The organism is Bacteroides sp. MSSM.1001136sp1_RTP21357st2_D2_RTP21359_211015 (genome assembly GCF_040913205.1).
In the GTDB taxonomy this organism is placed as follows: domain Bacteria; phylum Bacteroidota; class Bacteroidia; order Bacteroidales; family Bacteroidaceae; genus Bacteroides; species Bacteroides ovatus.
Map to the genome: position 1 here is coordinate 130,711 of NZ_JBDFVF010000009.1, position 12,962 is coordinate 143,672.

The 12,962-nt window shown below is 44.3% G+C and carries 10 protein-coding genes and 1 pseudogene; 7 read left to right on the plus strand and 4 right to left on the minus strand.

Annotated features, from left to right (window positions below; translation table 11 throughout):
* Positions 1-101: 101 nt before the first annotated feature.
* A complete protein-coding gene (locus AB5217_RS08330; protein WP_004306829.1) occupies positions 102-545 on the plus strand; it encodes a VOC family protein in 444 nt (147 codons plus the stop codon).
* 213 nt (positions 546-758) lie between these two features.
* On the opposite strand, the gene AB5217_RS08335 is transcribed toward AB5217_RS08330, so the two are convergent.
* The gene (locus tag AB5217_RS08335; RefSeq protein WP_004321787.1) at positions 759-2,192 is read right to left on the minus strand and encodes a CCA tRNA nucleotidyltransferase; all 1,434 of its coding nucleotides are present in this window, start codon (positions 2,190-2,192) and stop codon (positions 759-761) included.
* A gap of 95 nt (positions 2,193-2,287) precedes the next feature.
* Here AB5217_RS08335 and AB5217_RS08340 point away from each other — a divergent pair, with 95 nt between their 5' ends.
* Positions 2,288-3,124 (plus strand): hypothetical protein, encoded by an 837-nt coding sequence (locus AB5217_RS08340; protein ID WP_004297988.1) that lies wholly within the window; start codon positions 2,288-2,290, stop codon positions 3,122-3,124.
* Positions 3,125-3,524: 400 nt separating this feature from the next.
* Here the strand turns inward: AB5217_RS08340 and AB5217_RS08345 are convergent, their stop codons facing one another.
* Together AB5217_RS08345 and ruvA are read right to left on the minus strand one after the other, a co-directional pair.
* Complete coding sequence (locus AB5217_RS08345) at positions 3,525-4,517, minus strand: DUF3843 family protein (RefSeq protein ID WP_004321790.1); 993 nt, start codon at positions 4,515-4,517, stop codon at positions 3,525-3,527.
* Between the two features lies 1 nt (position 4,518).
* Positions 4,519-5,121 carry a Holliday junction branch migration protein RuvA gene (ruvA, locus tag AB5217_RS08350; RefSeq protein WP_004306823.1) on the minus strand — a complete coding sequence of 201 codons (603 nt, stop codon included), beginning with the start codon at positions 5,119-5,121 and terminating at the stop codon, positions 4,519-4,521.
* Between the two features lie 187 nt (positions 5,122-5,308).
* Between ruvA and AB5217_RS08355 the strand changes: the two genes are divergently transcribed.
* The 5 genes and pseudogenes from AB5217_RS08355 (at position 5,309) to rpiA (ending at position 12,066) form a co-directional block, all read left to right on the plus strand.
* The gene (locus AB5217_RS08355; RefSeq protein WP_004321792.1) at positions 5,309-6,208 is read left to right on the plus strand and encodes a diaminopimelate dehydrogenase; all 900 of its coding nucleotides are present in this window, start codon (positions 5,309-5,311) and stop codon (positions 6,206-6,208) included.
* Positions 6,209-6,304: 96 nt separating this feature from the next.
* Entirely contained in the window at positions 6,305-8,344 is a 2,040-nt protein-coding gene (locus AB5217_RS08360) for a DUF3857 domain-containing protein (protein ID WP_032844845.1), read from the plus strand.
* Between the two features lie 19 nt (positions 8,345-8,363).
* Positions 8,364-10,282: pseudogene (locus tag AB5217_RS08365) on the plus strand (DUF3857 domain-containing protein).
* Positions 10,283-10,362: 80 nt separating this feature from the next.
* Positions 10,363-11,013 carry a PAQR family membrane homeostasis protein TrhA gene (gene trhA / locus AB5217_RS08370; RefSeq protein WP_004321798.1) on the plus strand — a complete coding sequence of 217 codons (651 nt, stop codon included), beginning with the start codon at positions 10,363-10,365 and terminating at the stop codon, positions 11,011-11,013.
* Between the two features lie 351 nt (positions 11,014-11,364).
* Positions 11,365-12,066, plus strand: a complete 702-nt coding sequence (gene rpiA / locus AB5217_RS08375; RefSeq protein ID WP_004297978.1) for a ribose 5-phosphate isomerase A — start codon at positions 11,365-11,367, stop codon at positions 12,064-12,066.
* 467 nt (positions 12,067-12,533) lie between these two features.
* Here rpiA and AB5217_RS08380 read toward each other — a convergent pair whose 3' ends face one another.
* A complete protein-coding gene (locus AB5217_RS08380) occupies positions 12,534-12,755 on the minus strand; it encodes a carboxypeptidase-like regulatory domain-containing protein (protein WP_004297975.1) in 222 nt (73 codons plus the stop codon).
* Positions 12,756-12,962 lie beyond the last annotated feature (207 nt).

Consider the following 12,962-nt stretch of genomic DNA (forward strand, 5'->3'; position numbering starts at 1 on the left):
GTTTTGAGGAAAATACAGATTTTCGAAACTCCATCCAATAGAATGATTATATTTGCATTTTGATTATAAGTAATAAATTACGAACCACTAATCAGTAAACAATGAAATTCAGCAATGTAAGATTATTAGTAAACGACTTCGCCAAATGCTTCAAATTCTACACCGAACAACTCGGATTGGAACCAGCCTGGGGAGATGCAACCAGCGGCTACGCCAGCTTTAAAGTAGCCGACGGAATAGAAGGCTTAGCCCTTTTTGTATCCGACTGGATGGCACCTTCAGCAGGCAATGCAGATAAGCAGCAACCTGTTGGGATGCGCGAAAAATCAATGATCTCCTTCAGTGTAGATAACGTAGACGAAACCTTTGCCGCTCTAAAAGCAAAAGGCGTGACATTTATTAATGAACCTACAGATATGTCCGATTGGGGGATGCGTACCGTGTACCTGCGCGATCCCGAAGAAAATCTGATAGAACTCTTTACTCCTCTGTCACGGGAGCAATATAGCCAGGAACTCCTCGAAGAAGATAAGAAATTTCAATAAGAGATATTGCTAACAGAAACGTGCCCATACAAGTGAGCCGGAAAAGACATTCAATAAGCCCCATAGTGACATCACTATGGGGCTTATACGTTCACTTGGCATCCCACTCAATACTGCCTTGTTTTACTCCAATTCAACTACTGATTCGCATAAATCAGTGTCTGAATACTATAGGATTACGATGCCTGATTTTATATATGTTCCGTCCTTCTATCAGCGAATAGGCGTCATTCCCATCTTCTTTGCCCGTTCCAGCATGAAAGCATGAGCCGCCTCATATTCATTCGGAATCACTCCATCCAAGATTGCATCTTTGATAGCACTCTTCAAGACTCCGACCTCACGACAAGGTTCCAAGCCGAAAATCTCCATAATTTCTTCTCCGCTCACAGGTGGCTGGAAATTACGGACACGGTCTTTCTCTTCCAAATCCTTCAGTTTCTGTCGAACCAACTGGAAATTATTCAGGAAACGCTGTTTACGTTCCATATTCTTGGAAGTAATATCCGCTTCACAAAGCATCATCAAGTCGTCAATGTCATCACCCGCTTCGAAGAGCAGACGGCGTACAGCCGAGTCTGTCACCACATCATCTGCGATAACGATCGGGCGCATGTGCAGGCTGACCAGCTTTTGTACATACTTCATCTTCTCATTCATCGGCAACTTCATCTTACGGAAGATATGCGGAATCATCTTTTCACCGATAAAGTTATGATTATGGAACGTCCATCCCGCTTTAGGTTCCCAACGCTTCGTGGCAGGTTTGGCAATGTCGTGCAACAAAGCAGCCCAACGCAGCCAAAGGTTATCAGTCTTCTTGCTGATATTATCCAGCACTTCCAACGTATGATAAAAATTATCCTTATGGGAACGTCCGTTCCGTGTTTCCACACCCTGCAAGGCGGCAAATTCCGGAAAAATCAACGACAGCAAACCGCTACGCTCCAAATCAATAAATCCTTTTGAGGGGATTGGAGAAAGAATAATCTTATTCAATTCGTCCGCAATACGTTCACGGGATATAATTTCAATCCGTTCCTTATTCCGGCAAAGCGATTCGAAAGTATCATCGTCAATGTAAAAACCCAATTGCGTAGCAAAACGGATGCAACGCATCATGCGCAAGGGATCATCGCTGAAAGTAATATCCGGGTCGAGGGGAGTGCGGATTGTCTTTTCCTTCATATCCTCCAAACCTCCAAACGGATCTACCAATTCACCAAAACGTGCTTTATTGAGACATACGGCCAGAGCATTGATCGTGAAATCGCGACGATTCTGATCGTCTTCCAGCGTGCCGTCTTCAACAATAGGTTTACGCGAATCCCGTTGATAAGATTCTTTACGTGCACCAACAAACTCTACTTCCGTGCCTCTATATTTTACTTGTGCTGTTCCGAAATTCTTGAAAACAGAAACATGAGCACCACGTCCCAACTGTTTTCCAAGGGCTTCCGCCATTGCAATTCCACTTCCTACAACTACTACATCTATATCTTTAGAGGGACGTTGCAGAAAAATATCACGAACATAACCACCTACCACATAACACTCCATACCGAGTGTATCAGCCGTTTCGGCTATCTGTCCGAAGATGGGTTCGCTAAAATGCTGCTTCAATTCCTCTTGAGTCAACTCTATCATTCTTTTTAGTTATAAGTTTTGAGGGGACAAAATTACAAAAATAAGGGATATATTTGTATTTTTGCCGCTAATAAAACCAGTAAATAGAATTTGTGATGAAAAAACTGATTATCCTCTTTTGTGGTACGCTGGCATTAGCTGCCTGCGGAAATGGCCTTGAGAAAAAAGCCAATGAAAAACTGATGGTTGCCAAGGCTGCCTACGAACGTGGCGACTATGAAGAAGCTAAGTTACAAATTGACAGTATCAAGATTCTCTATCCCAAAGCGTTCGAAGCACGTAAGGCGGGACAGGCACTGATGCTCGATGTTGAAACAAAAGCACAACAAAAAACGCTTGCTTACCTGGATAGCGCCTTTCAGGCAAAGACAGAAGAATTCAATGCCATCAAGGACAAATTCAAACTAGAAAAAGATGCCGAATATCAACAAGTCGGCAACTACCTCTGGCCTACACAGACCATTGAAAAAAATATGCACCGTTCGTACCTCCGCTTCCAAGTGAACGAGCAAGGTATAATGAGTATGACTTCCATCTACTGTGGTGCCGGCAATATTCACCATACAAAAGTGAAAGTGATTGCTCCTGACGGTAGTTTTGCAGAAACTCCAAGCTCCAAAGACAGCTACGAGACAACGGACATGAACGAGAAAATAGAAAAAGCTGACTACAAACTAGGGGAAGACGGAAATGTGATCGAATTCCTGAATCTCAATAAAGACAAAAATATCCGTGTGGAATATATAGGCGACCGCACCTATAAAACGACAATGAGTCCAACCGACCGCCAGGCCGCAGCAGGTGTTTACGAATTAGCACAAATCCTCTCGGCCATGGAACAGATTAAAAAAGAACAAGAGGAAGCCAACCTGAAAATCGGATTCATCAATAAGAAGAAAGAACGGAAAGCACAGGAAGAAATTACCGATTAGTAAAAGGAAAGCCATCCACCAGAAAAAGCCATTGGTTAATAATAAAATAGACGGGAATAGTTGTTATTTTTCATAAACGACAACTATTCCCGTCAAATGCATAATGAGACTCTTAATCCTCTGCGTGAGAGAAAAGGCGTTTCCTGGTAGGGAGAAAAGGCGTAGTCTGCCATCATCAAACGGCGTAGCCTGATAACCAAAAACGGCGTGGTCTACACGCCTTTATTTTATCCTTCTATTCAACTGATTATTAGCCTTTTCCTGCTTTGATTTTCCGACCCGTTTTCCGGTCGTCTTCTTTTTACCGACTGCAGACTTTGTCTTTCCGGCAAAAGGATTGTTACTTTTTTTGATTAACATAGACAGCACTTATATAAACAGTACTTATTTCTTATAATTCTTATTCTCCTTCGTAATACTCACCCAAAAACCAGCGAGCCACAAAATCCCAGTTTTCCTGCAATAACTCCTTTCCGTTCTCAAACGGGAACTGTGCTTCCGGCAACAAATCGTGTTCCATTCCATATTTCAGCAGATCGAACGGACACAAACCTTCTTCACAAAACAGCTCGTATGCTTCCTCTTCAGCCAGTTCGGCATTGTAGAGCGGATTACGTTTGTCTGCAAAATATTCGGCTACATCAGGACCGATCAACAACCCTTTCGGATTGGCAAAAACCACAAAGTTACCGAACTCCTTTAAGTCAGGCAACAAAGAATCCTCTTCATCTTCCCACTTCAACGACTGCACAAAGAAAAATTTTAGCGCTTCGTAAGAGTCAAAGTATAAAAGCGGTTCACCTTTGCTCGCTTCAAGGAAACGTTCTACGTTCGTAGGCATCTTTTCTCCCGGCAAAGCTACCGGCAGAGGCATCCGCTTCTTTTGCATCAGCTCCGTTTCCATCAGCCAGTCCGTTGCCAGATAATCGCTGATAGGAGCCAATTCGAACGCAGCATCCAAACGGTTGTAAAGCGTATCCGCAAACTCCAGCAAATCCGCATCCATCGGGTTCTCTACTCCATCAAAATCATCGCCAACCGGAGAATTGATGGCCCACAAAAGGAAAACAATATCTTCACGGTTAATTTCGTCCGGCAAATATTCCTCCGTCAGTGCGTAAAAAGGCAAATAACGTCCGTAGCTTTTCCGGTGCCAATGAATAAACTGACGCCAATTTCCTCCGTCTGCTACGCAATCTTCCAAATACAAGGCACACGTCAAAGCCACTCGCTTCTGGTCTTCCTCCCACTCTCTCCCACCGTATATAAAAGAATCTGCCACCAACGGCAATAGCTGGTTAGCGAAATCCAGATACCATTCATCCGTATCCACTGCTTTTGCACGACCATGAGCGTCCAGCCATGCTTTCATATATATCTTCTGTTGCTTCATACTACAAACGTTTCAAAGCCAGTTTGATAACCTTTTCTACCGGAGCATCCGGCTCCTCCTTCAAGATAGCCAACACCACCTTCTGTGAAGGTGCAGCAGCAAAGCCTAGCATCGTCAATGCAGACACCGCCTCTTCCTGCACTTCCGCATTGGCAGGTTGCAACAACAAACCTGCGGAAGCCCCTCCGGCAGCAGACATACCCATTGTTTTTATCTTATCTTTCAGGTCGACAATCACGCGTTGCGCAGTCTTCAGCCCGATGCCTTTCACCGTTTTCAACATGTTCGCATTTTCGGTGCTGATTACGTTCACCAGTTCGGCAGGCGAGAGAGCCGAAAGAATCATACGAGCCGTGTTCCCCCCGATTCCGGAAACGGAAATCAATAATAGGAAAATCTCCCGTTCCTGTTTCTCGGCAAATCCGTAGAGCACATACGCATCTTCACGAATCGCCTCGTAAATATATAGCTTACAACTTTTCTTTCCCTGAATAGCCGAATAGGTATTCAAAGATATATTGGCGGCATATCCCACCCCATTACAGTCGATCACTGCGGTTGCCGGACTTAGTTCGGCAAGTTCGCCTCTAATATATTCTATCATAACAGGGACAAAGATAAAACTTTCTCACCACAGATTACACTGATTTTCACAGATTATTCTTTTGTACATTAGATATGAAGAATATGAAAAAAATAAAAATATTAAAGCAGATGAACCAAAGTTAGTAGTAATTTGTTTACTTTTGCAAGCAAAAGAAAGAAATTTGTTCATTAAAACCAAGAAAAGAATGAAAAAAGTAAGAGCTGCCATCGTTGGTTATGGCAACATTGGACATTATGTACTTGAAGCGCTTCAGGCGGCACCTGATTTCGAAATAGCCGGAGTCGTTCGTCGTGCAGGAGCAGAGAACAAACCGGAAGAGTTAGCAAACTACGCAGTAGTGAAGGACATAAAAGAGCTGGGAGAAGTAGACGTAGCTATTCTTTGCACGCCGACCCGCAGCGTAGAAAAATATGCAAAAGAATATCTGGCGATGGGTATTAACACGGTAGACAGTTTCGATATCCACACCGGTATCGTAGACCTGCGCCGTACCTTGAATGCTACCGCCAAAAAACATAAAGCCGTATCGATCATCTCTGCCGGATGGGATCCGGGAAGCGATTCCATCGTACGCACCATGCTGGAAGCAATTGCTCCGAAAGGCATCACCTACACCAACTTCGGTCCCGGTATGAGCATGGGACACACAGTAGCCGTAAAAGCGATTGACGGAGTGAAAGCTGCCCTTTCCATGACCATTCCGACCGGCACGGGAATCCACCGCCGCATGGTATACATCGAACTGAAAGACGGATATAAATTCGAAGAAGTAGCCGCTGCCATCAAAGCAGATCCTTACTTCGTGAACGATGAAACACACGTGAAACTCGTTCCGAGTGTAGACGCCCTGCTAGACATGGGTCATGGTGTAAATCTGACTCGCAAAGGTGTATCCGGCAAAACACAGAACCAGTTGTTCGAATTTAATATGCGTATCAACAACCCCGCACTGACCGCACAAGTACTGGTATGCGTGGCACGCGCTTCCATGAAGCAACAACCGGGATGCTACACGATGGTAGAAGTTCCCGTTATCGACCTTCTCCCCGGCGACCGCGAAGAATGGATCGGACATTTGGTATAATATATTTTATACATAAAACAAAATTAAAATAGAGAAAGGCGGTACACCTTTCTCTATTTTTTTTATCTTTGTGAGCATACTACAAAAAACACAATTATGAGAAAATTATTCATTCTCTGCGCATTTCTATTACAGTTCCTGTCGCCTGTCTACCCACAACAAGCTACAACAGCCACCATAGAGCCCAATCTAAAGTATGGAAAACCTTCCAAAGAAGAACTATCTCTCACCTCCTATGCCCCCGACACCACCGCCACGGCTATTTATCTTTTCCATCAGGGACAAAGTGACTTCGTCTACCACGACGGTTTTCAACTGACTACCGAGCATTGGGTACGCATCAAAATCCTGAAACCGCAAGGAGTGTCATACGCCGACGTGTCCGTTCCCTACTACTCTCCCACCGATAGGGACGAAGGGAAGGAAAGAGCCAGTGACATAGAAGGCTGCTCCTACAATATCGAAAACGGGAAATGTATAAAAACGTCCATGAAGCGGGAATCTATCTCTTTCGAGCGGATCAACAACCTGTATAAAATGCTAAAATTCTCTCTGCCCGCTGTCAAAGAAGGCACTGTCATCGAATATCACTACAAACTCTACTCCGACTATTTTTCACACATCGACAACTGGATGATGCAGGAAGAACTCCCGATGCTCTACAACCAGTATAAAATCACCATCCCTCATGTATTTGTCTACAACATCGAACTCCGGGGAAAGGACTACATACAAGTGAAGCAAAGAGACTCCTCCATTCATGCCACAGAACGTGAAGGCTCCGGTGCGGGTGGAGTCAGCAAAGACTTCACCGTTTCGGCACAAGAAACCACCTTTATCTCACGCAACCTTCCGGCTATCCGTCAGGACGAATCCTACTGCTGGTGTCCGGAAGACTATAAGGTGCAAGTGAGCTTCGATCTGCAAGGCACTCAATTCACCCCCAATGAATACAAACCATACAGCCAGAAATGGGAAGATGTAGACAAGCAGTTGCTCAAACCGGAAAATACACAGTTCGGCGAACACCTCTCACTCACCAACCCTTTCCGCCCTGAAACCAAACAAGCCTACAACAGCGAAATGAATTTCGAGGAGAAAATCATCTGCGCCTTCCAGGTGCTCAAAAAGAAAATGGCCTGGAACGGACGGTATCAGCTCTACAGCAAAGAGCTCGAAAAAGTAATCAAGAAAGGAAGCGGCAGTAATGCCGACCTGAATTTCATCCTTATCAGCATCCTGAAAGACTTCGGGCTGGAAGCCTATCCGGTGGTTATGAGCCGACGTTCATCAGGTATGCTGCCGTACAACTTTCCTTCTCTGCAAAAACTAAATACATTCTTTGTTGCTATCCACGATATAAACAAACAAAAATATGTATTTTTAGACAGTTCTATGGACGTACCTGCCTTTAATATATTGCCGCTTGAATTGTCTGTAAACAAAGCACGCATGCTTTCCCTAAAAGAGAAAGAAGAAAAGAAATGGGTGAACGTGATGGCTCTTTCCCACAACAAAAGTTTTATGAAGATTGATGCTCGAATAGAGGGAAATCAAGTGAAAGGACATCGCAGCACGGTTCTCTACGGGCAGGAAGCCATCGAATATCAGGCAAATGAAAATCATAAACAGGACAATCTCGTTTCGAATCCTGAAAACAAAGTCAGCCAGAAAGAGAAACTCACTGTCACCAACCTGAAAGTGAAAAAGCAGGAAAATGACTGGGCACTGATAGAAGAAGAGTTTGACTTCGTCCTGCAAGCCGACCGAACGGACGATCACCTTTATATCAATCCAATGCTCTTTCCGCAATTGAAAAGCAATCCTTTTATCCAGACGGAACGGGTACTTCCCATCGAATTTCCCTACCCGTACAAATTCACGATGCTGTCTACGCTGACTCTCCCCGAAGGATATGAAGTGGAAGAACTTCCTCAATCACAATCTATCCGGTCGGAAGGAGACGGATTACAGTGTAAATATATGATTCAGCAACAGGGAAATACAATCCTGCTCAATTATGTATTCCACCTGAAAGGCTACATATTCCTTTCCGAACAATACAAACAACTGCAGGAACTATGGGCCAAAGTAATCGAAAAAAACAACGCACTCATCGTGCTCAAAAAAATATAAACTTTACCTGTTTACACCAATGATCCGTTCCAGCCACCCCATCCTGAAACAAAGGATATGCCGGGCATTCGGTCTGTCCTGTGTCCTTATCTGCCTAAGTCTGCACATACAGCCGGCATGTGCACAGGATATTCTCAAGGATGCCAATTCCATCATCGTGGAAGCACGCACAGAGGTTCTCTGCAAATCCATGACTCAATCCATAGAAAAAGAAAGCCTGACAATCAGCGTCCTCAACCGCAAAGGATTGGAGGCAGCCCGTTTCTTCTGCGGATGTGACATGTTCCGTTCTTTGCAGAAATTCTCCGGAGAAATCCTCAATGCCACCGGACAAAGTGTACGTAAGATAAAGAAATCCGAACTACAGAAAAGTGAATACAGCTCTTCGCTTACCACGGACGATTATTTTTATTATTACGAATGTAATCATCCTTCTTTCCCTTTCACAGTGAAATACGAATGGGAAATGAAATGCAACAACGGACTGATCGGTTATCTCCCTTTTGTCCCGCAGGCAGAATTTAACCAGGGAGTGGAGAAAGCGACTTACCGGATCGAGCTGCCCGCAGGACAAGGATGCAGATACCGCGAACTGAACACGCAGGGAAAAGAAATCGAAGTGAAGGAGTCCACCGGAGCCGACGGGCAACAAGTGATCGAAGCCACCGCTTCCAAGCTCTCTCCCATCATCAAAGAACCTTTCGGTCCGGATTTCGCCGAGCTATTTCCACGTGTCTACTTTGCTCCCTCCGCTTTCAAGTACGACAAGTCGGAAGGCGATATGAGCAGCTGGCAAAAGTACGGAGAATGGCAATACCAACTGCTCAACGGACGCGACCTGCTCACCGAACCTTTCCGCGCCAAGCTGCACGAACTGACAGCCAGCTGCACTACCGACCGGGACAAGGTGAAAGCAATCTACGATTATCTGGCCAAAACCACCCGTTACGTGAGCATCCAACTAGGCATCGGAGGTTTACAGCCCATTGCCGCCGCCGATGTTTGCCGCACGGGATTCGGCGACTGTAAAGGATTGTCCAATTACACCCGCGCCATGCTGAAAGAGTTGGGAATTGCTTCCACTTATACAGTCATCAGCACCACCAACGAGCGCTTGCTACCAGACTTCTCCAGTGCCAACCAGATGAATCACGTCATCCTGCAAGTTCCGCTTCCCCAAGATACGCTCTGGCTGGAATGTACAAATCCATCGCTTCCCTTCGGCTATGTCCACCAAGACATTGCGGGACACGACGCCTTACTCATCGAACCGACCGGCGGCCAGATGTATCGCCTGCCACCTATCCCGACTCGCTGAACACACAGCACATCGTTGCCAACATCACCCTCTCCCCCACAGCCGAGGCACGGATAGAGGTGAACGAAATCTCCCGGATTTTTCAATATGAGAATGAAGCAGGCATCGTCTATCTGGAGCCCAACAAACAAAAAGACCGCATCCGTTCAAGCATCAACTTATCCCAAGCCGATATTCAGAACCTGCAAATCAGCGAGTGCAAGGAACCCAATCCGTCTATCACCTTCGACTACACTGCCACCAGCAATCAATACGGGCATAAAACGGGCAACCGTCTGTTTATCCCCACCAATGTGTTCCGAAAAGAATTCAGTGTTCCTCCTGTGACGAAGCGCACCTATCCCATTTACATCAACTACGGATACACAGATACCGACAGCATCCGCATCCAACTGCCGGAAGGATATGTAATCGAAGGACTTCCGAAACCGCTTGACGTGAAAAGCAAGTTCGGCAGTTTCCATTCCGGTATTCAGGTGAAAGATAAGGAAATCTACATCACTCACCGATTGTTTATGCGCAAAGGGGTTTACAGTCCGGATGAATATGCGGCATTCATTGATTTCCGCAAGCAAGTGGCAGGACAATATGGAGGAAAAATCATTTTAAAAAAAGAATAAGGAGGGAAACGCTTTACAGAAAATAAAGTATCTTTGCGACTCAACATTTTTTGTGACTTAACCATTCAAAAAAAGGAACATTGAAGAACAAACGATACAATCATATAGAAGAATGGGCAAATACCCTTAGCCACGGAATAGGCATCCTGCTTGGAATCGTGGCCGGATATTTCCTATTGGAAAAGGCTTCCGAGAATATGGAACCGCAGTGGGCAGTTGCTTGTGTATCCGTCTATCTGGCGGGGATGCTTTCCTCTTATGTCAGTTCTACGTGGTATCATGGCAGCCGTCCGGGGAAACTGAAAGAGTTGCTCCGCAAATTCGATCATGGAGCTATCTACCTGCACATCGCGGGCACCTACACTCCTTTCACGCTACTTGTCCTGCGGCATGCCGGAGGATGGGGATGGGGAATCTTCGCTTTCGTCTGGCTGTCGGCTATTGCCGGTTTCATTCTTAGCTTCAAAAAGCTGAAAGAACACAGTAATCTCGAAACGGCTTGTTACGTAGGTATGGGAGCCTGTATACTGGTAGCCATGAAACCTTTGTTAGATCATCTGGCAGAGTTGGGAGCCACTACTGCTTTCTGGTGGCTGATCGGCGGAGGAGTTTCGTATATTGTGGGAGCTGTCTTTTATTCATTGCGCAAACCGTATATGCATGCCACTTTCCACTTGTTTTGTCTGGGAGGCAGTATCGGACACATCATTGCGATCTGGCTGATTCTGTAAGGAATGGTAGGGACAAAAAAAAGGCTATCTATCCCAGACAGCCAATCTTTGTTAACCTTAAATCTAATACTATGAAAAACACAGTACAAAGATACGGACTTTTCGGTCATCTCCAAATTTTCAGGCCAAAGCAGCCTAACTTATAACACGGTTTAATAAAAAGCAGATGTTCGTTAACGTTTAACGCAATAAAGTTAAAAATTAACGAATCGTTTATTAACGATTTAAATGATTGAATTGCCGCTAATGAGTTTTTTCCTTCTGAATTTGAAACGAACAAACAAACAGATTCACAAATTCGTTATATAGAAAAGAGGAACTTAAAACGAAAACGATTTAGAACGCAAATTTATGGATTGGAAAAATCACCTGATAAAACACCTGCAATGGTCGGACTCCATCATCAACCGGGAGGCAAAAGAACACGTAGCCCGTGAAATTGCCGCCACGGCAAAAGACGGAGATGTGATAGGAGCCGGCTCCGGCTCTACAGTCTACCTGACTCTGTTCGAACTCTCACGACGAATTCGTGAAGAGTACTTGCATATCGAAGTGATTCCCGCCTCACAAGAAATCTCGATGACCTGCATACAGCTAGGCATCCCCCAAACTACCCTCTGGAACAAACGCCCCAACTGGACATTCGACGGAGCGGACGAAGTAGATCCGCAACAGAACTTGATTAAGGGACGTGGCGGAGCGATGTTCAAAGAGAAACTACTGATTAGAAGCAGCCGCAAAACGTTCATCATCATCGACCCCAGCAAGCGTGTGAATCAGCTGGGAAGCAAATTTCCCATCCCTGTAGAGGTCTTTCCGGACTCACTGACTTATGTAGAGCATGAGTTGCAGCGGCTGGGTGCCTCGGAGATTGTTCTTCGTCCCGCTCGTGGCAAAGACGGACCTATCTTTACAGAAAACGGCAACTTTATCCTCGACACCCGTTTCAACTACATCGACTCTTCGCTCGAAGAACAACTGAAGGCAATCACCGGTGTTATAGAGAGCGGACTTTTCATAGGTTATGACATCAAAGTGATCGTGGCGGAATAAAATAACACAAGCTGAAAATCCCATTTTGCAGAGACGTAAATTTGATTTGTTCTAATGCAAATTAAATAGTATGGCTTTACCTTTATTTTAGTTAGTAGAACTAGGTTATCTGACACCCGGGTCTCATACATACCGACACCCGGGTGTCAACTTGCAGTCTTTTGCATTCTTCTTTACTATCACTCATAATTTCAATCACTATTAGATTGTAACATTTAACTCATACCTCCAAAACACGAATATTAAAAACGCCTAGATAAAGAAAAACACCGGGAAATTTATTAAAAATTTGGGTAGAATATTAATCCCTTCTCAAAAATCAATGAGAAACAAAGACTACTAAATTGATAAAGGAAGTTTCAATAAAAGAAACCGGAAGAATAGGTTAATTTTTAAAATCCGAAACAAAAACATTGAAAAACAACAAGATAGGAGAAAAAAAGCAGAAGGAAAGGAGGAAAGAAAAATCAATAAGTCTTAGCAGAACTTGGTACATTCGTGATTGTAAACTTACCGTCAATATCAGTGATAGTACCAAGGGTAGTGCCATTCACCAATATTGAAGCACCTACGACAGGTTGCCCATCTTCTTCAGAGGTAACCAAACCGGTAACTCTGGATGTTTGCGCTGTCACTAGACCTATACCTATAAAAAGGAAGGTCATTAAGAACATCAATTTTCTTTTCATAAATTCTCTCTTAAATTTAACCTATAAACAGATTTTTTGTCTCTAACAGGTTGCAAAGATAACACTAATTATGACAAACCGAAAAAAGTGTTACGTATTTAACTAAAAAGTATCGTTTTGAAAGCAAGAAGTATTCAAAAACTGATAGGTTAAAATAACACCTTTCCGATTTAGCATATTTTAAAAGATAATTTCTATCATAAAGAT